This window comes from Pseudomonas sp. P8_229, from assembly GCF_034008635.1.
In the GTDB taxonomy this organism is placed as follows: Bacteria; Pseudomonadota; Gammaproteobacteria; order Pseudomonadales; family Pseudomonadaceae; genus Aquipseudomonas.
In genome coordinates this window covers 6,306,142-6,330,176 of record NZ_CP125378.1, presented here as the reverse complement: position 1 = coordinate 6,330,176, position 24,035 = coordinate 6,306,142, and the positions used below count along the sequence as shown (strand labels likewise).

Annotated in this window: 16 protein-coding genes and 4 pseudogenes; 10 read left to right on the top strand and 10 right to left on the bottom strand. The window is 60.5% G+C overall.

From position 1 onward, the window contains the following. Position 1 precedes the first annotated feature (1 nt). From QMK55_RS28370 to QMK55_RS28330, 9 genes and pseudogenes are all read right to left on the bottom strand, one after another. Positions 2–994, bottom strand: a complete 993-nt coding sequence (locus QMK55_RS28370) for a VWA domain-containing protein (RefSeq protein ID WP_320328310.1) — start codon at positions 992–994, stop codon at positions 2–4. Next, complete coding sequence (locus QMK55_RS28365; RefSeq protein ID WP_320328309.1) at positions 981–1,580, bottom strand: DUF4381 domain-containing protein; 600 nt, start codon at positions 1,578–1,580, stop codon at positions 981–983. The genes QMK55_RS28370 and QMK55_RS28365 overlap by 14 nt, the downstream gene beginning before the upstream one ends. Further along, on the bottom strand, positions 1,577–2,515 hold the full coding sequence (locus tag QMK55_RS28360; RefSeq protein ID WP_102355090.1) for a DUF58 domain-containing protein: 939 nt from the start codon (positions 2,513–2,515) through the stop codon (positions 1,577–1,579). The genes QMK55_RS28365 and QMK55_RS28360 overlap by 4 nt, the downstream gene beginning before the upstream one ends. A gap of 8 nt (positions 2,516–2,523) precedes the next feature. Then, a complete protein-coding gene (locus QMK55_RS28355; protein ID WP_320328308.1) occupies positions 2,524–3,504 on the bottom strand; it encodes a MoxR family ATPase in 981 nt (326 codons plus the stop codon). A 19-nt stretch (positions 3,505–3,523) separates the two neighbouring features. Beyond that, positions 3,524–4,474, bottom strand: a complete 951-nt coding sequence (locus QMK55_RS28350; RefSeq protein WP_102355092.1) for a transporter — start codon at positions 4,472–4,474, stop codon at positions 3,524–3,526. 52 nt (positions 4,475–4,526) lie between these two features. Beyond that, a pseudogene (locus QMK55_RS28345) lies at positions 4,527–5,897 on the bottom strand (DUF1254 domain-containing protein); the annotation flags it as partial. 13 nt (positions 5,898–5,910) lie between these two features. After that, positions 5,911–7,362 carry a DUF1254 domain-containing protein gene (locus QMK55_RS28340; protein ID WP_102355094.1) on the bottom strand — a complete coding sequence of 484 codons (1,452 nt, stop codon included), beginning with the start codon at positions 7,360–7,362 and terminating at the stop codon, positions 5,911–5,913. A 10-nt stretch (positions 7,363–7,372) separates the two neighbouring features. Then, positions 7,373–8,160, bottom strand: a pseudogene (locus QMK55_RS28335) (hypothetical protein). 333 nt (positions 8,161–8,493) lie between these two features. Then, a pseudogene (locus QMK55_RS28330) lies at positions 8,494–8,625 on the bottom strand (YciI family protein); the annotation flags it as partial. A 180-nt stretch (positions 8,626–8,805) separates the two neighbouring features. Here QMK55_RS28330 and QMK55_RS28325 point away from each other — a divergent pair. The 3 genes and pseudogenes from QMK55_RS28325 to QMK55_RS28315 all read left to right on the top strand — a co-directional run. Next, positions 8,806–9,270 (top strand): annotated as a pseudogene (locus QMK55_RS28325) (PAAR domain-containing protein); the annotation flags it as partial. Beyond that, a complete protein-coding gene (locus tag QMK55_RS28320; RefSeq protein ID WP_320328307.1) occupies positions 9,270–9,968 on the top strand; it encodes a hypothetical protein in 699 nt (232 codons plus the stop codon). The pseudogene QMK55_RS28325 and the gene QMK55_RS28320, both read left to right, overlap by 1 nt. 91 nt (positions 9,969–10,059) lie before the next feature. After that, positions 10,060–10,419, top strand: coding sequence for a hypothetical protein (locus QMK55_RS28315; protein WP_320328306.1), 360 nt, complete (start codon positions 10,060–10,062; stop codon positions 10,417–10,419). Positions 10,420–10,505: 86 nt separating this feature from the next. Here the strand turns inward: QMK55_RS28315 and QMK55_RS28310 are convergent, their stop codons facing one another. Further along, entirely contained in the window at positions 10,506–10,931 is a 426-nt protein-coding gene (locus tag QMK55_RS28310; RefSeq protein ID WP_320328305.1) for a YciI family protein, read from the bottom strand. Between the two features lie 133 nt (positions 10,932–11,064). On the opposite strand from QMK55_RS28310, the gene QMK55_RS28305 reads away from it, so the two are divergent. The 7 genes from QMK55_RS28305 (at position 11,065) to QMK55_RS28275 (ending at position 23,849) form a co-directional block, all read left to right on the top strand. Then, complete coding sequence (locus QMK55_RS28305; RefSeq protein ID WP_102355096.1) at positions 11,065–11,508, top strand: SRPBCC family protein; 444 nt, start codon at positions 11,065–11,067, stop codon at positions 11,506–11,508. Between the two features lie 158 nt (positions 11,509–11,666). Then, a complete protein-coding gene (gene tpx, locus QMK55_RS28300; protein ID WP_102355097.1) occupies positions 11,667–12,167 on the top strand; it encodes a thiol peroxidase in 501 nt (166 codons plus the stop codon). Between the two features lie 175 nt (positions 12,168–12,342). After that, positions 12,343–13,650, top strand: coding sequence for an MdtA/MuxA family multidrug efflux RND transporter periplasmic adaptor subunit (locus tag QMK55_RS28295; RefSeq protein WP_320328304.1), 1,308 nt, complete (start codon positions 12,343–12,345; stop codon positions 13,648–13,650). Beyond that, complete coding sequence (locus tag QMK55_RS28290) at positions 13,647–16,748, top strand: MdtB/MuxB family multidrug efflux RND transporter permease subunit (RefSeq protein ID WP_320328303.1); 3,102 nt, start codon at positions 13,647–13,649, stop codon at positions 16,746–16,748. The genes QMK55_RS28295 and QMK55_RS28290 overlap by 4 nt, the downstream gene beginning before the upstream one ends. 142 nt (positions 16,749–16,890) lie before the next feature. Beyond that, complete coding sequence (locus QMK55_RS28285; protein WP_102355100.1) at positions 16,891–19,998, top strand: efflux RND transporter permease subunit; 3,108 nt, start codon at positions 16,891–16,893, stop codon at positions 19,996–19,998. After that, positions 19,995–21,464, top strand: a complete 1,470-nt coding sequence (locus tag QMK55_RS28280; protein WP_320328302.1) for an efflux transporter outer membrane subunit — start codon at positions 19,995–19,997, stop codon at positions 21,462–21,464. Before QMK55_RS28285 ends, QMK55_RS28280 begins: the two co-directional genes overlap by 4 nt. Positions 21,465–21,770: 306 nt before the next feature. After that, positions 21,771–23,849 (top strand): putative bifunctional diguanylate cyclase/phosphodiesterase, encoded by a 2,079-nt coding sequence (locus QMK55_RS28275; protein WP_320328301.1) that lies wholly within the window; start codon positions 21,771–21,773, stop codon positions 23,847–23,849. Positions 23,850–24,035: the final 186 nt, after the last annotated feature.

The following is a 24,035-nucleotide window of genomic DNA, read 5'->3' as shown; positions in this document are numbered from 1 at the left end:
CTCAGGCCTCCTGCCGCTGGCGGACGAGTGATAGCCGAGGACGCAGCAGCGCGCCGAGGTGATACAGGGTCAGCAGAACCAGGGCGGCGCTCAGCGGCCAGTAGAACAACTCGCGCTGCGGCTGGTGGCTGAGGGTTTTCACCTGATGCGGGGTGAGGCGGTCGAGGGTGCTGTAGACCTGATCCAGCGCACTGCGGTCTTCGGCCCGGAAAAACTGCCCGCCGGTGGTCTGAGCGATTTGTTCCAGAGCTTGCAGATTGACCTTCGCCTCGCCCGAGGCGGTCGGATCGCCGATGCCGATGGTGTGGATCACCACACCTTTGTTGGCGGCCATTTCGGCGGCATGGTCCGGGGTGATCGCGCTGCTGGTGTCGTTGCCGTCGGTGAGCAGGATCAGCACCTTTTCCTGCTCGTGGGCCTGGTCCAGCAGCTTCAGGCTCAAGCCGATCGCGTCTCCGATGGCGGTGTTGGGCCCGGCCATGCCGATACCAGTGTCGGCCAGCAACAGCGACAGGCTGGCGTGATCGAGGGTCAGCGGCGCTTGCGGATAGGCACCGCTGCCGAACACGATCAGGCCGATGCGATCGTCCTTGCGCTTGTCGATGAAGCCTTGCACCACCTGTTTGACGGCCGCCAGGCGATTGATCTTCTCGCCGCCGGCGTTGGTGAAGTCTTCGGTTTCCATCGATTGTGAGATATCGATGGCGAGCATCAGGTCGCGCACCGGTTGTTGGCGCTCGATGGGTTTTTCGACGAATACCGGGCGCGCGGCGGCCAACAGGATCAGCGCCCAGATCAGCAGATTCAACAGCAGTTGCCAGCGATTGCGCCGATTGCCGACGTTGCTCGGTGTTTGCCCGACCGCGCGGCTCATGGCAGCAAAAAACGGTACGCGCACGGCGCTGCGCGCTTCGTTGTAGGCAGGCAGGTAGCGGTAAGCCAGCCAGGGCAGCGGCAACAGCAGCAACAGCCACGGGTAATCAAGCTGCCACATGGTGCTGCTCCACCCAGTGCTGGCAGGTGTCGAACAACGCCTGGCGTTGTTCGGCGGGGAGGGCGCGCAGGGTGGCGTCGGGGGCGTAGGCGAGTTGTGCGAGTTGTTCGCTGAAATCGGCGGGCAGCCTGGTTTTGCAGTGCTGCTGCAGGAAGGCTTGCCAGTCGTCTCTCCCAAGCGCCGCGGGCCCCTGTAGGAGTGAGCCTGCTCGCGATAGCGCTCTGTCAGTCGATGCAGAGGTTGAATGTGATGACGCTATCGCGAGCAGGCTCACTCCTACATTGGTTGTGTTCCAGTGCCGGGAATGTGCGGGTATTGAGAGGGCTACGCGTTTTAACAGCTCCGGCAATTCGCGCAGGGCGCTGAGGTCATCACTTCGCCCGCGCAATTGTGCCAGGCGCTGTAGCGCCTCACGCCGATACTGATCCCGTCGCCATTGCCGATAGCGGCGCAGGCCAATCAGCAACGCGCTCAACAACAGTATCGCCAGCAACACCCACCAGCCCCAGGTCTGCGGCGCATAACTGACGGGCGCAGGCAGGCCCAGCTCCTGGAGCTGGTCGATGCTCGGAATATTCGGATTCACCGTCGTGCCCCGGCACTTTTACCAAGCTCGGCGCGCAGTTGCTGATGGGCTTCTTCAGCGGTGCTGAACATCATCAGCGGCACCTGACTGCGGCGCAGCAGAGTGGCGACGTCCTTGAGGCGGCCGCCGAGGTAATCGCCCAGTGGTTGATGCACGCTGCGTTTCTCGACCGCCAGTTCCACTTGCAACTGACCCTGGGTGACCAGCAGCCGGCCATCGCTGGGTAGCTTCAAGGCCAGCGGATCGTAGACTTGCAAGGCGATCACGTCGTTGTGCGCCGACAGTTGTCGCATCAGTTGCAAGGTGCGCTCGCCAGCCCCGGCAAAGTCGCTGACGATGCAGATCAAATGGTCATGCCCGGCCAGCGCCAGGCAGCGCTGCAAGGCTTTGTCCAGTTGGTCTTCGTCTTCGGCATCGGGGTTGGCGGCGTTCAGTGCCTGATTGTGTTCGACGACGCGACTGAGCAGCGCTTCAACCCGTTTGCGGCTGCGCAACGGCGCGATGCTGTCGATACGCTGATCGTTGAACACCAGCCCGCCGACCCGGTCACCGGCGTTGAACACCATCCATGCCGTCAGCGCCGCGAGCTCAGCCGCCAGCGCAGATTTGAAGCTGCGCTGCGAGCCGAAGAACATCGACATGCGCTGATCAACGACGATCAGTGCCGGGCGATCACGCTCTTCGGTAAAGGTGCGCACCACCGGTTTGCCGGTGCGCAGCGAGGCACGCCAGTCGAGGTGACGCAGGTCGTCACCGGGCTGATAGCGGCGTAGCTCGTCGAAGTTCAGGCCGCGCCCGCGCAGGCGCGAGGCATGGTTGCCGGCGAGGATACTGCCCTGCGGCTGGCGCGCCAGAAAGCTCAGGTCACGGGCCTTGAACTCCAGCGCCATCAATTGCGCCAGAGAGACATAGACCAGCCCGTCGCTGCTCTGCATATTCAACCTCAGGCAGGAATCGCCACTTTGTCGAGGATCCGGTCCAGCACTTGATCTGCTGTCACGCCATCAGCCACCGCGTCGTAGCTCAGTTGCAGGCGATGGCGCAGCACCGGGTGCACCACCGCGCGCACGTTGTCCGGCGAAACGAAGTCCTGCCCCTGCAACCACGCATCGGCGCGGGCGCAGCGGTCCAGGCCGATACCGCCGCGAGGGCTGGCACCGATGGCGATCCAGCGAGCGAGGTCTTCGTCGTAGTCGGTGGGGTGGCGGGTGGCGTTGATCAGGTCGATCAGGTAGGTGTCGATGGCCGGCGAGACATGCACTGCGCTGACCTCCTTGCGCGCGGCAAAAATCACTTCCTGCGCGAGGCTGAAGCCCTTGGCGGGCGCGGTGTTCGCCCCCTGGCTGAACTCTTCGTTACGCAGCAGGCGCAGCACCTGGCTTTCGTTTGCGGCGCTGGGGTAATCCAGCAGGACTTTCATCAGAAAACGGTCCATCTGCGCTTCCGGCAGCGGATAAGTGCCTTCCTGTTCGATCGGGTTCTGCGTCGCCACCACAATGAACAGCTCCGGCAGCGCATGGCTGTTGCCGGCCACAGTGATCTGCCGTTCCTCCATGGCTTCGAGCAGCGCTGCCTGGACTTTGGCCGGCGCGCGATTGATCTCGTCGGCGAGGATCAGGTTGCCGAACAAGGGGCCGGGCTGGAAGCGGATCTCGTGTTTGCCCTCGACCTGATGCAGCACCTCGGCGCCGGTGATGTCCGAGGGCAGCAGGTCGGGAGTGAACTGGATCCGGCTCATTTTCGCATCCAGGTGCTTGGCCAGCGCCTTGACCGTGCGGGTCTTGGCCAGTCCCGGCAGACTCTCCAGCAGCAAGTGCCCGTTGGCCAACAGACCGAGAAGGATCTGCCGAATGACTTGATCCTGGCCGAGTACCGCTTCGGCGATGCTGGCTTGCAGGGCGTTGAGGTCGGTGAGTGCAGTCATGAGACAGTCCTTCGCAGGTCTAGAAGAATGCCAGGGTCATGTTGACGGCGAAGCCATTGCCTTCAGGGCGATTCTTGGTATCGAACTCCGGTACCCAGCGTGCGCTGATGTTGGCCTGGGCGTCGGCGAACTTGCCGGCCCAGCCGATCACCGGGCCGGCACCGACCGAGCGGCCACGGAAGCCATTCAGTGCGTCGGCGGTCTGGCCCTTGTCGTCGGTGACCTGCTGGATATAACCGGCCGCGAGACCTGCGCTCCAACCACTGCCAAAACCGTGGGTCCACAGCGCATCGAGGGTGAAGATGTTGCCGTTGCGATAATCCGTGGTGGTGTTTTCGGTATAGAACTCCAGACCACTGGACAGGGTGAACTCGCCACCCTTGCCATCCAGATGGGTGAAGGCCACGGTCGGCATGAACGTGTAGTTGTTCTGGCCCGGGTTGGCCAGACGGTTCTCGTTATAGGCACCGGTCGGCACGTAGATCGGCAGGGAGAACGCGATGTGATTCAGTTCATCGAAGTGGTAACCGGCGGCAATCGGCGTCACCAGCGCGTCGGCAAACTGAGTGCCGGAATCGCTGGTGCCGAGGGTCCGTCCTCGCGGGCCGGTGATGGCCGCGTCAACGTCGGTGTATTGCAACGGAATGCCGATCGCCGAGGCAAAGTTCCACGGGCCTTTGCCGGTGTCCCAGATGTGGGTCAGGTTGGTCATGGTGTAGGAGACTTTCATGTCGATCCCGGCACTGATTTCACCGGAAATCGGTGCACCACGATTGCCCTTGAGCGAGCCGTCGTACCAGATGCTGGTCACCGAGACGACCCAGCCGGGTTCCGGCGGTACGATCCCGGCATTGGAAAACACCTGTTGACCGGTGATCGGTCGACCCACACCACCCTCGGCGGCGTACAGCAGCGGACTGCCGATCATGCACAGCGCCAACAGAGGACGCACAACGTAAGGCTTGACCATCACTGACTCCGCTTATTGTTTTGAGTTGACCGGGGTCAGTGGCGGCATTCTCCATTCGCCACTGGCCACTGGCCACTTCCGGTTTTGGCAGATAAAGACGCAAGATCCCGTAGAAAGGCCCGTTCGGTGCCGGCAGCCAATTGGCCTGTTGGTCCTTGCCCGGGTTCTTGTGCTGCACATACAGGGTCAGGCCGCCGTCGGCATCGAGCTTCAGCTCGGGGAGCATCCGCGAGTTGATCAGGTAGCGGTTGAGCGGGTTGGCCACCAGCAATTTGTTCTTGCCGTCGTACATCGTCAGCGACCAGAACGCATCGGCCGGGGGCAGGGCGCCCTTGTCGAAATGCAGGGTGTAATCGTGTTTCGAGGCGTCGACCGGTTGCCCGTCCTTGTCAACGAAGTAGCCGATGTAGTTCGCCTCTTCGGCCGAGTTGCCGAAAATGCCCATGTTGGCCCCGGCGTAGCGGTACAGGTAGTTGCCCTTGAGGTGATCGCGAGTGCCGAACAAGTCACCGCTGCTGACCTTGTGCGCGTCGACCTGGTCTTTTTTGAACGCGGCGAATTCAGCCTTGGCGTCGCTGATGCCGTCCTCCAGTGCCTTGCGCTGCTCGGCAGTGAGTTTGCCCGGATCAAACGGCTGGCCGGCACCGATGCCGATTTTGGCGAAACGCGCGAGCAGGTCTTTCTCGACGTCCTGCGGCGGCGTGAAGGCGAGCATGAAGTTCAGGTAACGGAACAGATCCGGGGTTTCGCTCATGGTCGGCGTGGGTTTCGGCCAGCTGACTTTCGGGGCCGGGGCCGGGGCTTTCTGTTTCAGGTAATGGCTGAGGGTTTCGACCTTGTAGCCTTTCTGGATCTGCTTGACCTTGCCCAGATCCCTTTCATCGAACAATTGCGTGCGGTACAGCGCGTAAGTGATGTTGCTTTCGCTGCGAAGCAGGCGATCGATATTCACCGGTTGCTGGCCCTGCCACTCCGGCCCGGCAATCATGAAATGGCCACCATTGTTACCGGTGCTGCGGGTGCCCAGATAAGCGAAATTCTGCGTGTAGGCGTCGATCAACTGCACCGAGTAGTAACGGTGTTCCTCGATCGGTGGCAAGGTGAGGATCAGCGGTTCTGCGCGCAGGTCCATCCAGACGAACGAGTAGGGCGTGTCGGCGTTCGGTGTGACGAAAGCGGTGTCCTTGGCGGTGAAGGCCTTGGCGGTGTTGCCGATCTGGTTGAATGGCGCCTTGTAGTTCGGGCTTTTGCTGTCGACGGCCTGGGTGTACAGGGTCTTGTACATCTCCACCACCGGGAAACCATACAGATAAGCCTCTTTGGCAATGCCCCGAGCCTCTTCGGGGGTGGCGCTGAAATCGGCCCAGACGCTGGTGCTCAGAGTAAGGGCGAGGCCGGTCAGCAACAGACTGCGTGTGTGCATGGTGCGTCCTTGTTTATGGCGCGAGCGTGATGTCGTCGAGTTTCCAGCTTTTGTCGAAATACGCTTCGGTCGGCGCGTACAGACGGAAATAACTGAACCAGTGTTTGCCCGGCAGGGTTTGCACCCAGTTGTTCTCGAACCCTTTGGGCGCGGTAGGGCCGAAGTACAGGTCCACCGAACCGTCGGCGTTTTTCTTCAAGTCCTGACGCGAAGACAGGTCAGCCTTGCGCTGCGGGTTGTCGATCAGACAGCGGCTGTCGATGTCGTACACGGTCATCGACCAGAACTGCTTGGCCGGCGGGTTGGCGCCGACGTGCAGGCGATAACTCTTGCCGCCGTCGAGCCAGTCACCTTTGGCGTCGGAGTAGGCGCCGAGGTAGGTCTGGCCCAGCCCGGGCGTCCGGGAAATCATGCCTTTGGTGTTGGTGACCGCCTCGTAGAACCACGCGCTGCGTTCCCACAACTGGTCGTAATACGTCACGCGTTGCGACGGCTCGGCGATGTTCAGCACCCTGTCCCAATGCCGGTCGGGCCAGTACTGGGCGTCGGGAAAACGTTTGGCGAAGGTGTTGGCCTTGGCGATCAATTCGCCGACCTGCACCCCTTCTTCCAATGCCTTGCGTTGCTGGGTATTGGGATTAAACGGTTTGTCCTTCTCGATGCCGAGGCTGGCAAGCATCGCCATGTAGAAGCGGTCACGTTCGTTGACCGGTTCTTTCTGGATGATCTGGTGCAGGCGCTGCCAATAGGCAATGCCTCGGGGCTGCGTGCCGGACCACGGTTTGCCTTGCGGTGAAAGCAGGCGGGTTTTGCCAGGGGCGCTGCGTTGGGCGTACGGGTACATCTTGAACTGCTCGACCAGCGCCTTGCCTTTGGCCGGGTCCGGATCGAGTACGCGAAACCCCACCAGCACGTTCATGGTTTCCGATTTGGCCAGGTAATACTGGCCGGCATCCGCTGGTGGCTCGGCGCCGGGAGGCAGCACCAGATATTTGCCGCCCTGGCCCTTGTCGGGACCGGTCTGGCCCATGTCGATAATTGCCCGCTGCCAGAAATCGCCGATACCGCCGGCAGTGGGGCCTGGCGGCAACTCGATCACCAGTGGCCCGGTTTCACTCAGGTCGACGAAGCCCAGAATGTAGGGGGTGGTGGCGTTGGCGGTGATCACGCCGAGCTTGTCTTCGTAGCTGTTGAGGACCATCAGGTCGCCGCTGCGCGCACCCAGCTTGTCGCGAAACTCTTCCTGCCACTGGGCGTAAGACACCAGCGGCAAGGCCCACAGATAACTCTGGGTGGCCTGCTGGAAATCCAGTTCGGCGTACAGCCTGGCAATCGAATCATGGGCCGGTAACTCGCCGTCCATGGCGATCTTGCCAATGCGGGTATCCAGGTCCTGCGCACCGACGCCGCAACTGGCGAACAATGTCATGAGGCTGAAACCGGCGGCGCGCAGTGCAATGTGCATCGCAATATCCTTATTTTCCGAACGTTACGTTGATGCCTGTGTACAGGGTGAACTGCGGCAGGCCGTCGCCCTTGCGGTCAGCGGTCCACTGCGGCTCGATAAAGCGTTGAGGATGTTGCTGCCGGACTTCCAGACCTTGCCCAGGCCCAGCCCGATGGGGATGTAGTGGGTGTTGTTTTTCAGGTCGAAGGACCAGGTGCCGGTGGAGCGCAGGTACCAGCCTTTTTCCAGGTTATGGATGATGAACGGCTGCATCGTGGCGCTTTCGACGTGGGCGCGGTCGCTGTCGCCGGCAAACGAACTCTGGTATTGCAGCAGTGCGCCGAGCAGGCCGCGCGGCGACGAATCGATGGCCACTGCGGCCAGGCCACCCTGCCATTTGCCGGTGCCCAGTTCGTCCTGTTCGGCGGTCGGCGCGGTAATCAGCGGCCCGATGCCGAGCTGCACACCCTCGGTTTTCAGGATGAAGATATCGAACAGATTCAGATCACCGATGCCGGTGCTGTAGCCATTGTGCGGGTCGGGGCGGGTGCTGATCGGCAATGTTGCGCGCACCAGTTGCGGGACACCGATGAAGTCGTTGGGGGCTAGCGGCAGGGCGCCGCGCAGCAACACGTCGTTGGTGTGCGCGTTGGTGTCGTAGAGCCTGGGGGTGTAGTAGTCCTGCAGATTCGCGCCAGGAGCAATGTTCAACGGGTTGTTGCTTTTATTGGCGTCTTCGGCGTTGTCCGCCTGCGCGCACGTAGCGGCCAGCGATCCGGCCAGAAAGAGAGTCTTCCCCACTCGATTGAACGTCATCCCCGCTTCCCTGGTGGCTTATAGACAGTTCGGCACTTGTCGGCCGTTTGGTCGTAATCCCTTTCTTATCAAGCCTGTAGGACACGTCCGATTGACGCTAGCAGCTTATGGGGACTTAGCCAGTCGAATGGGTTAATTCTTTAGTTTTGTGTACAGGGTCACACTTGCATTGTGTACTTGATGGTTAAGTTTTTTACCAGAGATCGCGCCATCGCGGGCAAGCCACGTTCCCACAGGATTGAGGGCGCCTACAAATGATGTGACTGGCGACGTACCTGTGGGAGCGTGGCTTGCCCGCGATGGCGATCTCAAATTCAGCAAGTGTTTGCGGATTCAAACGTTTTTCTTGGCCTGTTCGCGGATGCGCTCTTCTTGTTCGCGCGCTTGCGGGGTGAACTCGGCGCCGAAATCCTCTGCCGAGAATATCTGCCGAATCTCGATTTCAGAGTCGCCTGAGTAGGGATTGGCAGAAATCAAAGCATTGATCAAGGAAGTGCAGCGCAATCACGAGGCAAGGCGTTCAGCAAGAATGGGGCTTGATCGCTCTGGACTCATCAAAGATCAGGTAACATCTGCAAATCGTGATATTCAAAGGAGAGAAACGATGGCAGGAAAGCCAGTCGCAAGGCTCGAGATCCAGGGAGTCACGGCGGAAATATCACCACTGGATCAAGTCCTGTTTTTGTTAATTCAACCCCTGTGGCTTTGGTAGGAGATATCTATTCCTGCCCGGTTCACGGCAGCAATCCCATAACGACGGGCGCTCCCCATGTTTTCGGGTTGGGGAAAGACGTTGCCCATGTTGGCTCGCAAACGGCATGCGGAGCGACGATTACCGCCGGCTCACCCGATACCTTCGTCGGCGAGTCTGGTGGTGGCGCCCCCACCAGTTTCTTCTCGCAGTTTCTGAAAGAAAAGACTTTTGTCGAGTTTCAGTTGCTGAACGAAAGAGATGAGCCCATGGCCAACGAGGCTTATGAATTGACGCTTCCGGATGGAACCTTGATGACAGGCGCCCTTGACGAAAATGGCTTTGTGCATGTTGCAAATATTCCCAGGGGGAGTTGCAGCATAAAGTTTCCGAAGCTTGAAGATGCGGAACATCTTTAATGGTTCAGCCTACTAAAACTACCAGCACAACACAGGCAGCAAAAAATACAGGCGCATCGGGGAAAACCACAAAGACCAACCAGATAGTCGTGTCCGGTGCCTACATGGAAGTACTGGTGGGTGGTCCTTACACCCGCGATAAAGAAGAGCATCCTTTCGGACACGCGGCTTTACACTTGGTGGTCGGCAGCAAAGACATCACCTATGACTTTGGCCGCTATGGTAAGACGTGGGGCACATTCGATAGTGAGGGGGAGGGCGTGCTGAACGTTTGGACTTCCTTCAAAGCCTACATCTCTGGTGAGAACAGTTTGGGGCGTACAACAACAGGTTTTGTTTATTCTTTGGATAACGCAAAGGCGGAGGCGGTGATCGCTCATTTCGATGGCATTATCGCTCAGCAAAAAGAACAGAGAAAAAAGACTGCGACTTCAGCACGGTATGTCTTGCCGTCCAACTATCATCCGACGACGAACAACTGCACAACCGTGACAATAGCCGGGGCAAAGGTTTCGGGTAAGTCAATTGTGCAGAATCCGGCGAAATATAATGAGATGAGAGGTCTCTCTTTCATCGAGAGACAGGCAGCGCGTACGCAAAGTAGTCCGAAGGATGGGATCTTCATGCCTGCGGATTTACAAGCCATGCTCGAAGCAAATACCGAGGCTCCCTATGATAAGAAAAACGTTTACAAATAGGCGCCTGGGCCTATGGTTGGTGGCAGTTTTATCCGTAAATGCGATTTTTTTGGCTTTTCTGATTTTTGGCGATATTGCGAAGGGGCACGATATGAAAATGATCAAAACCAAAGAGCCGTTGCTGATTGAAGGACCCGATGGCGACGAGAACTACTATGTCCTGCCTTTGGGTACTACGCTATATCACGATAAAAGTTTCCCTGAAGGGCATGATCGTTATGTGGTGTATCTCAACCATAAAGGTGCGATTGCACACGAAGAAGTAGCGATGAAACCTGAGTATGGTGGTTCCTTTATCGACCCGCTTTGGTTGGCCAATGTTGATGCGGAAGTTTTGAAAGAAATATTCAAGCGTTTCCCTCTTTCCAAAACAGATATCGCCGCTGCTATCAAAGCCAATGAAATAACCAAGGATGATCTGGCGGACATAATCCGCTCGATGCCCGACTGACCGATTCAGTAGCTGTCGCTGCGATCTTTTGATCTTGTTTTAGTCGATCAATATCAAAAAATCGCAGCCTGCAGGGGGATATTGGTTCAGCCGTTTTTCTTGGCCTGTTCGCGGATGCGCTCTTCTTGTTCGCGCGCTTGCGGGGTGAACTCGGCGCCGAAATCCTCTGCCGAGAATATTTGCCGAATCTCGATTTCGGACTCGCCCGGCATCGGGTTGGGGCAGCGTTTGACCCACTCGATGGCTTCCTCTTTCGACTTCACTTCCCAGATCCAGTAACCGGCCACCAGCTCCTTGGTTTCGATGAACGGCCCGTCGATGACGGTGCGCTTTTCGCCGGAGAAGCGCACGCGGGCGCCTTTGCTGCTGGGGTGCAGGCCATCGGCGTCGATGAGAATGCCGGCCTTGACCAGTTCTTCGTTGAAATTGCCCATGGCGGTGATCAGCTTTTCGCTGGGCATGATGCCGGCTTCGGAGTCGGCGCTGGCTTTGACAAGGATCATGAATCGCATGGTGGTTGCTCCGTGGATTGGGTGGGGATTCATTGCTTAGTCGAACGGGCGGGGCTTAAATCGACAGGCTTCTAAATAAAAGATGCAGACCTGCGTTTTAACAAGCATCCCCTGCATACGGAGTGTGTCGGCCATGCCAGTCCTGAAACTCACAACGTTGATTCCCGCCCGCACACCGGCCCAAGTGCTCGACTTTTGTCTGGACGGGACGAATTTTCCGAAGATCTTCCCGGAGCGCGTCACGCCGCTGGGCGATGTCGACCTGAACAATCTACGGATCGAAGCCGGGCGCCAGTTCCGCTTTCGGCACTGGATGTTCAACCTGATTCCATCAAACTGGACGGTGGTGATTCGCGAAGTCGGTAACAGCCATTTTGTCGATGAGATGCTCAAGGGGCCGCTGCGTGCCTTTCGTCATGAACATCGGGTGGCCGCGGGTGAGGGCGGTACTCTTTATACCGATCAGGTGACATATGCAGCGCTTGGCGGGCGGTTCAGCGAGCGTCTGCTGGTGGACGCGTACATGCGGCGAATCTTCGAGGCGCGGCACCGCAACATGCTGCAATTGCTCAAATGACCACGCAAATCCCCTGAGGGGGGATTTTTGCGGGTTGTATACAATTTTTTGTGCGAGCACCTAACAATTTCAGTCTGGGCATAGGTCGTCGGACAATTTCGTGGTTAACTTCGGCCTCTTGCATGCTTTCCAACCAAAACGCTAGAAGGACTCAAGTCATGGCTCAAGTCACCCTCAAGGGCAACCCGGTTCAAGTCAACGGCCAGTTGCCACAAGCCGGTTCCAAGGCACCAGCCTTTTCTCTGGTTGCCGGCAATCTGTCCGACGTCACCCTGGCGAGCTTCGCCGGCAAGCGCAAAGTGCTGAACATCTTCCCAAGCGTCGACACCCCGACCTGCGCCACTTCGGTACGCAAGTTCAACGCCCAGGCCAACGACGTCGCCAACACCGTGGTGCTGTGCATCTCGGCTGACCTGCCGTTTGCCCAGGCCCGTTTCTGCGGCGCCGAAGGTCTGGAAAACGTGCAGAATCTGTCGACCCTGCGTGGCGCCGAGTTCATCCAGAACTACGGCGTAGCCATCGCTGACGGCCCGCTGAAAGGCCTGACCGCCCGTGCCGTGGTGGTTCTGGATGAAAACGACAACGTGCTGCACAGCGAGCTGGTCAAGGAAATCGCTGAAGAGCCGAACTACGAAGCAGCACTCGCCGTTCTGAAATAAGCGCTTTTACAATTGTTAACGGCCTGGCCCTGTCCAGGCCGTTTTCATTTGTGTATCAGTGTTTTGCCTCACACCTTGAAACGTAAGTTGAAGGTAAATTGCCGGTAAAGCTGCTTTGCTAATTCCCTGCCAGTGCTTATCGTTCAGCCTCCCGTAAAAGAAGCCCACGCGCCCAATGGTCAATCAATCCATGCAATCGTCCCCTCGCAACTCCCGCCGCTGGCTGATCAGCTTGCTCGTCCTGTTGGTCATCGCCGTACTGTGCTGGAAGTTCTGGCCCGCCGGTTCGGCCCACAAGGAGGGCGCCGACAAGGCTGCGACCGGCCATGCCGGACGTTCGGGGATGATGCGACCGGGCTTCGGTGGCGCGGCCGGGCCGATTCCGGTGCGTGTAGCCCCGGCGGTCACCGGTGATTTCCCGCTGTATTACAAGGCGCTGGGCACAGTCACCGCGCTCAACACCATCAATGTGCGCAGCCGGGTGGGGGGCGAACTGGTGAAGATCAATTTCGAGGAAGGGCAGATGGTCAAGGCCGGCGACCTGCTGGCAGAGATCGATCCGCGTCCGTACCAGAACGCCTTGCTGCAGGCGGAAGGCACCTTGCTGCAGAATCAGGCGCAACTGAAAAACGCTCAGGTCGATGTCGAGCGTTATCGCGGCCTGTACAAGGAAGACAGCATCGCCAAGCAGACCCTGGACACCGCCGAAGCGCTGGTCGGCCAGTATCTGGGCACGGTCAAGACCAATCAGGCGGCGGTCAACGACGCCAAGCTCAATCTTGAATTCACCAGAATCCGCGCGCCGATTGCCGGTCGCGTCGGCCTGCGTCAGCTCGACGTCGGCAACCTGGTAGCCGCCAACGACACCACGTTCCTTGCGGTCATCACTCAGACCCAACCGATCAGCGTGGTCTTCACCCTGCCGGAAAACAGCCTTGAAACCGTGCTCGCGCGCTACCACAGCGGTGCCAAATTGCCGGCCGAAGCGTGGGACCGTGGCGACACCAGAATCCAGGCCAGCGGCGTGCTGCAAAGCCTCGACAACCAGATCGACGTCGCCACCGGCACCCTGAAATTCAAGGCCCGTTATGATAACCGCGACCAGTCGCTGTTCCCCAATCAGTTTGTCAATGTGCACCTGCTGGCAGACACCCTGAAAGGCGTGGTGCTGGCACCGTCGGCCGCGATTCAGTTCGGCACCAACGGCACTTTCGTTTACGCATTGGACGGCGACAAGAAAGTCACCATTCGCCAGTTGAAGATCGGCGCCAGCGACGGCAACAACACCGTGATCACCGAAGGCCTGGCGGCGGGCGACCGCGTGGTGCTCGAAGGCACCGACCGCCTGAAGGAAGGCAGCGAAGTGGAAGTGGTCAACGACAGCAATGACGTGCCGACCACGCCGACCGGGCACTTGCAGGGCAAGCCCGCCGCCAGTGCACCGGACACCGCCGTGACTGACAAGGCCAAGAAGGGCGCATGAACATTTCGCGGCTGTTCATCCTCCGTCCGGTAGCCACCACCCTGAGCATGCTGGCCATTGTCCTGGCCGGCCTGATTGCCTATCGCCTGCTGCCGGTCTCGGCATTGCCGCAGGTCGATTACCCGACCATCCGCGTCATGACCCTGTATCCCGGCGCCAGTCCGGACGTGATGACCAGCGCCGTGACCGCACCGCTCGAACGCCAGTTCGGACAGATGCCGGGCCTGACGCAAATGGCCTCGACCAGTTCCGGCGGCGCTTCGGTGCTGACCCTGCGTTTCAGCCTCGACATCAACATGGACGTCGCCGAACAGCAGGTGCAGGCCGCGATCAACGCCGCGACCAACCTGCTGCCAACCGATTTGCCGGCGCCGCCGGTGTACAACAAGGTCAACCCGGCAGACACCCCGGTGCTGACCCTGGCGATCACCTCGAAAACCATGCTGCTGCCCAAGCTCAACGACCTGGTCGATACGCGCATGGCGCAGAAAATCGCCCAGATCAGCGGTGTCGGCATGGTCAGCATTGCCGGCGGTCAACGTCAGGCGGTGCGCATCAAGGTCAACCCGGAAGCGCTGGCCGCGAACAGCCTGAACCTGTCGGACGTGCGCACCTTGATCAGCGCCTCCAACGTCAACCAGCCGAAAGGCAACTTTGACGGCCCGACGCGGGTGTCGATGCTCGACGCCAACGATCAGCTGACCTCGCCCAAGGACTACGCCAACCTGATCCTCGCCTACAAGAACGGCGCGCCGTTGCGGCTCAAGGATGTCGCGGAGATCGTCGACGGTGCCGAGAACGAGCGTCTGGCGGCGTGGGCCAACCAGAATCAGGCGGTGCTGCTGAACATCCAGCGTCAGCCGGGTGCCAACGTGATCGAGGTGGTCGACCGCATCAAGGCGTTGCTGCCGAGCATCACCGACAACCTGCCGGCCGGCCTCGACGTCACCGTACTCACCGACCGCACTCAGACCATCCGCGCCTCGGTTACCGATGTGCAGCACGAACTGCTGATCGCCATTGCATTGGTGGTGATGGTGACGTTCCTGTTCCTGCGCCGCGCCAGTGCGACGATCATTCCGTCGGTGGCCGTGCCGCTGTCGCTGATCGGCACGTTCGGCGTGATGTATCTGGCCGGGTTCTCGGTCAATAACCTGACCCTGATGGCGCTGACCATTGCCACCGGGTTTGTGGTCGACGACGCCATCGTCATGCTCGAGAACATCGCGCGCTTCATCGAAGAGGGCGATAGCCCGATGCAGGCCGCGCTCAAGGGCGCCAAGCAGATCGGCTTCACCCTGATTTCCCTGACTCTGTCGCTGATCGCGGTACTGATTCCGCTGCTGTTCATGGCCGATGTGGTCGGGCGGCTGTTCCGCGAGTTCGCCATCACTCTGGCGGTGGCGATCCTGATTTCCCTGGTGGTCTCGCTGACGTTGACCCCGATGATGTGCGCGCGACTGCTCAAGCGTGAGCCGGAAGCCCACGAGCACGGTCGTTTCTACCGGGCCAGCGGCGCCTTCATCGACTGGATGATCGCCGCCTACGGGCGCAAGTTGCAGTGGGTACTCAAGCACCAACCGCTGACCCTGCTGGTGGCCATCGGCACGCTGGCGCTGACTGTGTTCCTGTACATGGTGGTACCCAAGGGTTTCTTCCCGGTGCAGGACACCGGGGTGATCCAGGGCATTTCCGAGGCGCCGCAGTCGATCTCCTTTGCCGCCATGGGCGAGCGTCAGCAGGCGCTGGCCAAGGTGATTCTGGAAGATCCAGCGGTGGAGAGCCTGTCGTCCTACATCGGCGTCGACGGCGACAACGCCACGCTCAACAGCGGGCGCTTGCTGATCAACCTCAAGCCTCACGGTCAGCGTGACCTGAGCGCCACCCAAGTGATCGCGCGTCTGCAGCCACAACTGGACAAACTGGTCGGCATCCGTCTGTTCATGCAGCCGGTGCAGGACCTGACTATTGAAGACCGGGTGAGCCGGACGCAGTACCAGTTCAGCATGTCCTCGCCGGACGCCGAATTGCTTGGCCAGTGGAGCGGGCGGCTGGTCGAGGCACTGGCCGAGCGTCCGGAACTGACCGACGTTGCCAGTGACTTGCAGGACAAGGGCCTGCAGGTCTATCTGGTGATCGACCGCGACGCGGCCTCGCGTCTCGGCGTTTCGGTGCAGAACATCACCGACGCGCTGTACGACGCCTTCGGTCAGCGGCAGATTTCGACCATTTACACCCAGGCCAGCCAGTACCGTGTGGTGCTGCAGGCGCAGGCCGGAGAGAAGATCGGGCCGGCAGCGCTGGACCAGATTCACGTCAAGACCACGGACGGCGCGCAGGTGCGTCTGTCGAGTCTGGCCCACGTCGAGGAGCGTCAGGCGCAACTGGCGATCACTCACATCGGTCAGTTCCCGGCGGTGATGATGTCGTTCAACCTCGCACCCGGTGTGGCGTTGGGGCACGCGGTGGACATCATCGATCAGGTGCAGAAGGACATCGGCATGCCGATTGGCGTGCAGACCCAGTTCCAGGGCGCGGCCGAAGCGTTCCAGGCCTCGCTGTCGAGCACCTTGCTGCTGATTCTGGCGGCGGTGGTGACCATGTACATCGTGCTCGGCGTGCTCTACGAGAGTTATATCCACCCGATCACCATCCTCTCGACCTTGCCGTCGGCGGCGGTCGGCGCCTTGCTGGCCTTGCTGCTCAGCGGCAATGACCTGGGCATGATCGCGATCATCGGCATCATCCTGCTGATCGGTATCGTCAAGAAGAACGCGATCATGATGATCGACTTCGCCCTCGACGCCGAGCGCACCCAGGGCATGGCGCCGGAACAGGCGATCTATCAGGCTGCGCTGCTGCGCTTCCGGCCGATCCTGATGACCACCCTGGCCGCGTTGTTCGGTGCGGTGCCGCTGATGCTGGCTACCGGTTCCGGCGCTGAATTGCGTCAACCGCTGGGTCTGGTGATGGTCGGCGGGCTGCTGGTGAGCCAGGTGTTGACCCTGTTCACCACGCCGGTGATCTACCTGTATTTCGACCGCCTGGGTCGGCGCTTCGGCAAGACCAATGCCGACCGCGAAGAGGTGTCGGTATGACTGCCCTGACACATAACCCCTGTAGGAGTGAGCCTGCTCGCGATGAGGCCGGCACATTCAATATCAGTGGGGGCAGACACACCGCTATCGCGAGCAGGCTCACTCCTACAGGGGAGTGCGGTGAAGTCGGGGATTGTGGTCAATGAACCTCTCCGGTCCTTTCATCAAGCGCCCGGTCGCGACGATGCTTCTGAGCCTGGCGATCATGCTGCTGGGTGGCGTCAGCTTCGGTCTGTTGCCGGTGTCGCCGCTGCCGCAAATGGATTTCCCGGTGATCGTGGTCCAGGCCAGCCTGCCCGGTGCCAGTCCCGAGGTGATGGCGTCCACGGTCGCCACGCCGCTGGAGCGTTCGTTCGGCGCGATCGCCGGCGTCAACACCATGAGCAGCCGCTCCAGCCAGGGCTCGACCCGGGTCATTCTGCAGTTTGACCTCGACCGCGACATCAACGGCGCGGCGCGTGAGGTGCAGGCGGCGATCAACGCGTCGCGCAACCTGCTGCCAAGCGGGATGCGCAGCATGCCGACCTACAAGAAGGTCAACCCGTCGCAGGCGCCGATCATGGTGCTGTCGCTGACCTCGGACGTGCTGGAAAAAGGCCAGCTCTACGACCTCGCCTCGACCATCCTGTCCCAGAGCCTGTCCCAGGTGCAGGGCGTGGGTGAAGTGCAGATCGGCGGCAGTTCGCTGCCGGCGGTACGCATCGAACTCGAACCGCAGGCGCTGAATCAGTACGGCGTCGCGCTCGACGATGTGCGCAAGACCATTGCCGGGGCCAACGTGCGCCGGCCCAAGGGTTCGGTCGAAGACGGCGAGCGCCTGTGGCAGATCCAGGCCAACGACCAGTTGGAAAAGGCCAAGGATTACGAATCGCTGATCATCCATTACAACAACGGCGCGGCCCTGCGGCTGAAGGACGTAGCCAAGGTCAGCGACGGCGTCGAAGACCGTTACAACAGCGGCTTCTTCAACGATGACGCGGCGGTGCTGCTGGTGATCAACCGCCAGGCCGGCGCCAACATCATCGAGACGGTCAACGAGATCAAGGCCCAGTTGCCAGCCCTGCAAGCGGTGCTGCCGGCCAGTGTGAAGCTGAACCTGGCGATGGACCGTTCGCCAGTGATCAAGGCTACGCTGCACGAAGCGGAAATGACCCTGCTGATTGCCGTGGCGCTGGTGATTCTGGTGGTGTTCCTGTTTCTCGGTAACTTCCGTGCCTCGCTGATTCCGACGCTGGCGGTACCGGTGTCGCTGGTGGGCACCTTCGCGGTGATGTACCTGTATGGCTTCTCGCTGAACAACCTGTCGCTGATGGCGCTGATTCTGGCCACCGGACTGGTGGTGGACGATGCCATCGTGGTGCTGGAGAACATTTCCCGGCACATCGACGACGGCGTCAAACCGATGAAGGCTGCCTATCTCGGGGCCAAGGAAGTCGGTTTCACCTTGCTCTCGATGAACGTTTCGCTGGTGGCGGTGTTCCTGTCGATCCTGTTCATGGGCGGGATTGTCGAGAGCCTGTTCCGCGAATTCTCCATCACCCTGGCGGCGGCGATCGTGGTCTCGCTGGTGGTCTCGCTGACCCTGACGCCGATGCTCTGCGCGCGCTGGCTCAAGCCGCACACGCCGGGCCAGGAAAACCGCCTGCAACGCTGGAGCCGCAAGACCAACGACTGGATGGTCGGCAAATACGCCAGCAGCCTCGACTGGGTGCTGCGTCATCGGCGTCTGACCCTGCTCAGCCTGATCATCACGGTCGGCGTCAACGTCGCGCTGTATGTGGTGGTGCCCAAGACGTTCATGCCGCAGCAGGACACCGGCCAGTTGATCGGTTTCGTGCGCGGTGATGACGGCCTGTCGTTCAGCGTGATGCAGCCGAAAATGGAAACCTTCCGCCGCGCCGTGCTCAAGGACGAAGCGGTCGAGAGTGTGGCCGGCTTCATTGGCGGCACCAACGGCACCAACAACGCGTTCATGCTGGTGCGCCTGAAACCGATCAAGGAACGCAACCTGTCGGCGCAGAAGGTCATCGAACGCCTGCGCAAGGAAATGCCCAAGGTACCCGGTGCCCAACTGATGTTGATGGCGGACCAGGACCTGCAATTTGGCGGTGGCCGCGAACAGACCACCTCGCAATACAGCTATATCCTGCAAAGCGGCGATCTGGGGGCGTTGCGCGAGTGGTATCCGAAAGTCGTCACTGCCTTGCGCGCTTTGCCTGAGCTGACAGCCATCGATGCCCGCGAAGGGCGCGGTGCACAGCAAGTAACGCTGGTTGTCGACCGCGATCAGGCCAAGCGCCTCGGGGTCGACATGAACATGGTCACGGCGGTGTTGAACAACGCCTACAGCCAGCGGCAGATCTCGACTATCTACGACAGCCTCAACCAGTACCAGGTGGTGATGGAGGTCAATCCGAAGTACGCGCAGGATCCGGTAACGCTCAAGCAAGTGCAGGTGATCACTGCTGACGGCGCACGGATTCCGTTGTCGACCATCGCCCACTATGAGAGCAGCCTGGAAGACGACCGGGTCAGCCACGAAGGCCAGTTCGCCTCCGAAAGCATCGCCTTCGACATGGCCGAAGGGGTGACGGTGGAGCAGGGCAGCGCGGCGATCGAGCGGGCGATTGCCAAGGTCGGTTTGCCGGAAGACGTGATTGCGAAAATGGCCGGCACCGCCGACGCCTTTGCCGCGACCCAGAAAAGCCAGCCGTTCATGATTCTTGGCGCGCTGCTGGCGGTGTATCTGGTACTCGGGGTGCTGTATGAAAGCTACATTCACCCGCTGACGATTCTCTCGACGCTGCCGTCGGCCGGGGTCGGCGCGTTGCTGTCGATCTATGCGCTGGGTGGCGAGTTCAGCCTGATCTCGTTGCTCGGGCTGTTCCTGCTGATCGGCGTGGTGAAGAAAAACGCGATCCTGATGATCGACCTGGCGCTGCAACTGGAGCGCCATCAGGGGCTGTCGCCGCTGGAGTCGATCCGCAGCGCCTGCCTGCAACGGCTACGCCCGATTCTGATGACTACCCTGGCGGCAATCCTCGGCGCCTTGCCGTTGCTGCTCAGCCGCGCCGAGGGTGCGGAAATGCGCCAACCGCTGGGCCTGACGATTATCGGCGGGCTGATCTTCAGCCAGGTGCTGACCCTTTACACCACCCCGGTGGTTTACCTCTATCTCGACAAGCTGCGCCACCGCTTCAACAAGTGGCGTGGCGTGCGTACTGACGCCGCTCTGGAAACTCCGCTATGACTGACCGTTCGCTTCTCAATCTGGCCACTGCTCGGGGTTCACGTCTGTTGAGCCTGTCGCTGTGCGTGGCGATGCTCAGTGCCTGCGCCGTCGGCCCTGACTATCAGCGTCCGCAGACCGCTGAAGTCGCGCAATACAAAGAAGCCAAGGGCTGGCGTCAGGCCAACCCCAGCGACTCGCTGGCCCGTGGCGCCTGGTGGGAACTGTATGGCGATCAGCAACTCAACGCTCTGGTGGAGAAACTCAACAGCGCCAACCAGACCGTCGCCCAGTCCGAAGCCCAGTACCGTCAGGCCCAGGCCCTGGTGCGCAGTGCCCGTGGGGCGTTTTACCCCAATGTCGACCTGAGCGTGGGCAAGACCCGCTCCAGCCAAGGCACTGGCAGCAGCAGTTCCAGTTTGAGCAGTTCCTCCAGCGGGATTCGCGATACCTATAATGCGCAGTTGGGTGTGAGTTGGGAGGCGGATGTCTGGGGCAAGTTGCGTCGCGGACTTGAAGCCAACGAAGCCAGCGCGCAGGCAAGCTTTGCCGATCTGGCGGCAATGCGCCTGAGCCAGCAGTCGGATCTGGTGCAAAACTACCTGCAACTGCGCGTGATCGATCAACAGAAGCGCTTGCTTGAGTCGACGGTGGCGGCGTACGAGAAGTCGCTGCAAATGACCCAGAACCAATACCGTGCCGGGATCTCCGGGCGCGATGCGGTGGCGCAGGCGCAGACCCAGTTGAAAAGTACCCAGGGCGATCTGGTGGACCTGATCTGGCAACGCGCACAGTTCGAAAACGCTATCGCCGTGCTCACCGGGCAGGCGCCGGCGGAATTCAGCATCGCCGAAACCCAGAACATTCCGAACCTGCCGCAGATTCCACTGAGCCTGCCTTCGCAATTGCTGGAGCGGCGCCCGGACATCGCCTCGGCCGAGCGCTCGGTGATCGCCGCCAACGCCAATATCGGCGTGGCGAAAGCGGCGTACTACCCGGACCTGACCCTGAGCATGAGCGGCGGTTACAGCAGCAGTACCTCGAAAGACCTTTTTACGCTGCCCAACCGCTTCTGGTCGGTCGGTCCGAAACTGGACTTGCCGATATTCGATGGCGGGATCCGTTCCGCCGAAGTCGACCGCACCGAAGCGGTCTATGACCAGACCGTCGCCAAGTACCGTCAAACCGTGCTCGACGGTTTCCGCGAGGTGGAAAACTACCTGGTGCAATTGAAGGTGTATGAAGACGAAGCGGCGGTGCGTCAGGAAGCGCTGGATGCCGCGCGCGATTCGTTGCGCCTGACCCAGAACCAGTACAAGGCCGGGTTGATTGCCTATATCGACGTGGTCGTGGTGCAGGCCACTGCGCTGAACAACGAACGCACAGTGCTCAATATTCTGCAGAGCCGGTTGATTGCCAGCGTGCAGTTGATTGCAGCGCTGGGGGGTGGTTGGGATGGACAGCTCGACGTCAGCGACAACCGCTGATTGGCGCTAGCGCAATACCGGTGGCAGCGAGCCTGATCGCGAAGGCATCAGTTCAGTCGACATCTGCGTCGAATCTGCTGGCTTTTTCGCGAGCAGGCCCGCTTTCACATTGATCGCCTCGGACGACAGAAATCTTCCGGTCGAGGCCCGGGCCAGAGCCTTGTAGAGCGATCTCACAAGTCTTTCATCGGGTTGATGGCAAAATGATTACTTTGTCAGTGCGTTCTTCTGCGCAATCAGTACAATCGCCGCATTTGCCCGGCCGAGAACGGCTGCAGCACGGCACGACTGGTCGCGAGAATCCACATGCTCATCGGTAATTATTCCTTCACTCTGGTTTTGATTTCGCTGTGCGTGGCGATTCTGGCGTCGTATACGGCGCTCGATCTGACCGGGCGCATTGCCACCGCCCGTGGGCGTGCAGTGCATTTCTGGACGGCGGGCGGCGCACTGGCGATGGGGGTCGGCGTGTGGTCGATGCACTTCATCGGCATGCTCGCGTTCAAGCTGCCGATCGAGCTGGGCTACGACATCACGATTACTGCGCTGTCGCTGCTGATTGCGGTCCTGTCCTGCGGGTTTGCCTTGTGGCTGGTCAGCCAGCCGAAACTGCCTGTTTTGCAATTGGCTTTTGGTGCCTTGATCATGGGCGGCGGGATCAGCGCCATGCATTACACCGGCATGGCGGCGCTGCGCATGACCCCGGGGATCGATTACGACCCGACGCTGTTCGGCGCGTCATTGCTGATCGCGGTCGGTGCGTCGGCGGCGGCATTGTGGATCGCCTTCCGCCTGCGCCAGCACTCGCCCTATGTGCGCCTGATCCGTGGCGGCGCGGCGGTGATCATGGGCATTGCGATTGTCGGCATGCACTACACCGGCATGGCTGCCGCGCAGTTTCCCGATGGCAGTTTCTGTGGCGCGACGCTCAATGGGCTGAAGGGCAACGGCGTCGACAGTCTGGTGCTGATCACTACGCTGGCGGTGCTGTCGATTGCTTTGCTGACCTCGATTCTCGATGCCCGCCTCGAAGCGCGCACCGCCGATCTGGCGAACTCGCTGACCCTGGCCAACCGTGAACTGACGCAACTGGCGCTGCACGACACCCTGACCGGCTTGCCGAACCGCATGCTGCTGGACGACCGGATCAATCAGGCCATGAAGAAGGTCGAGGAGCAGGGCGGTTGTTTCGCGCTGATGTTCATCGATCTGGACGGTTTCAAACCGGTCAACGATGCCTTCGGTCACCACATGGGTGACCAGTTGCTGCGTGAAGTCGGGGGCCGCCTGCGCGAGGACTTGCGCAGTCAGGACACCCTGGCGCGGATCGGCGGCGATGAGTTCGTGCTGCTGGTGCGCCTGACCGAGCCCAACGATGCCCTGAGCCTGGCGGCGCGCCAGGTCGGTCTGATCGGCCAGTCGTTCCGGGTGGCTGAACATGACTTGCAGATTTCGGCCAGCGTCGGCATCGCTCTGTACCCGGGCAATGGTCAGAGTGCTCAGGAACTGCTGATGAACGCTGACGCGGCGATGTACCACGCCAAGAATGGCGGTAAAAACGGCTACAGCTTCTTCGACGCCTCGATGAACAGCAACGCCCGCAAGCAACTGCAACTGTTGCAGGATCTGCGCGCGGCGCTGGAGCACAATCAGTTCAGCCTGCATTACCAACCCAAGTTCGATGCCGCCAATGGCCAGCCGGTTGGTGCCGAAGCGCTGCTGCGCTGGGAACATCCGACCCAAGGCATGTTGCTGCCGGACAAATTCATCGATCTGGCGGAAAAGACCGGCCTGATCATCGCCATCGGCGAATGGGTGCTGAATGAGGCCTGCCGGCAGATGCGCGAATGGTACGTGCTCGGTTACACCAATTGGCGTATCGCGGTGAACCTCTCGGCGTTGCAGTTCTGCCACACCGGGCTGGTGCGCAGCGTGGCGAAGGCGCTGGCGACGCACCATCTGCCAGCCAACAGCCTGACCCTGGAAATCACCGAAACCACCGCCATGAGCGACGCCGATGCAAGCATGACCGTGCTGCAGGAGTTGTCGGATATGGGCGTGGATCTGTCGATCGACGACTTCGGCACCGGCTATTCAAGCCTGATGTACCTCAAGCGCTTGCCGGCCAACGAGCTGAAGATCGATCGTGGTTTTGTCCGCGATCTCGAGCATGACAGTGATGATGCGGCCATCGTCTCGGCCATCGTGGCGCTGGGCCAGGCGCTGGGTTTGCGAATCGTCGCCGAGGGCGTGGAGACCGGTGTGCAGCAGGATTTCCTCACGAAGTTGGGGTGCGATTCGTTGCAGGGCTATTTGCTGGGGCACCCGATGCCGGCGGACCGGTTCATGCAGAACATCGTGAGTGCGCAGAAGACAGCGGTCTGAAATCGATGTGGCGAGGGGATTTATCCCCGATGGGCTGCGAAGCGGCCCCGGGATCCTGCTTATCTGATACTCCTGATCCACCGAATTGGCGACTGCTGCGCAGCCGATCGGGGATAAATCCCCTCGCCACAGGGCAATGATCAGACTCCATGCAAAACCGGCCAATGGCGGTTATTCTTCCACCCG

Excerpts from the sequence above, each read along its gene's own strand:
- QMK55_RS28370 (WP_320328310.1), bottom strand. The coding sequence starts at position 994 with ATGTGGCAGCTTGATTACCCGTGGCTGTTGCTGCTGTTGCCGCTGCCC.
- QMK55_RS28360 (WP_102355090.1), bottom strand. The coding sequence starts at position 2,515 with ATGCAGAGCAGCGACGGGCTGGTCTATGTCTCTCTGGCGCAATTGATG.
- QMK55_RS28355 (WP_320328308.1), bottom strand. The coding sequence starts at position 3,504 with ATGACTGCACTCACCGACCTCAACGCCCTGCAAGCCAGCATCGCCGAA.
- QMK55_RS28350 (WP_102355092.1), bottom strand. The coding sequence starts at position 4,474 with ATGGTCAAGCCTTACGTTGTGCGTCCTCTGTTGGCGCTGTGCATGATC.
- QMK55_RS28340 (WP_102355094.1), bottom strand. The coding sequence starts at position 7,362 with ATGCACATTGCACTGCGCGCCGCCGGTTTCAGCCTCATGACATTGTTC.
- QMK55_RS28320 (WP_320328307.1), top strand. The coding sequence starts at position 9,270 with ATGGTTCAGCCTACTAAAACTACCAGCACAACACAGGCAGCAAAAAAT.
- QMK55_RS28315 (WP_320328306.1), top strand. The coding sequence starts at position 10,060 with ATGAAAATGATCAAAACCAAAGAGCCGTTGCTGATTGAAGGACCCGAT.
- QMK55_RS28310 (WP_320328305.1), bottom strand. The coding sequence starts at position 10,931 with ATGCGATTCATGATCCTTGTCAAAGCCAGCGCCGACTCCGAAGCCGGC.
- QMK55_RS28305 (WP_102355096.1), top strand. The coding sequence starts at position 11,065 with ATGCCAGTCCTGAAACTCACAACGTTGATTCCCGCCCGCACACCGGCC.
- tpx (WP_102355097.1), top strand. The coding sequence starts at position 11,667 with ATGGCTCAAGTCACCCTCAAGGGCAACCCGGTTCAAGTCAACGGCCAG.
- QMK55_RS28295 (WP_320328304.1), top strand. The coding sequence starts at position 12,343 with ATGGTCAATCAATCCATGCAATCGTCCCCTCGCAACTCCCGCCGCTGG.
- QMK55_RS28290 (WP_320328303.1), top strand. The coding sequence starts at position 13,647 with ATGAACATTTCGCGGCTGTTCATCCTCCGTCCGGTAGCCACCACCCTG.
- QMK55_RS28285 (WP_102355100.1), top strand. The coding sequence starts at position 16,891 with ATGAACCTCTCCGGTCCTTTCATCAAGCGCCCGGTCGCGACGATGCTT.
- QMK55_RS28280 (WP_320328302.1), top strand. The coding sequence starts at position 19,995 with ATGACTGACCGTTCGCTTCTCAATCTGGCCACTGCTCGGGGTTCACGT.
- QMK55_RS28275 (WP_320328301.1), top strand. The coding sequence starts at position 21,771 with ATGCTCATCGGTAATTATTCCTTCACTCTGGTTTTGATTTCGCTGTGC.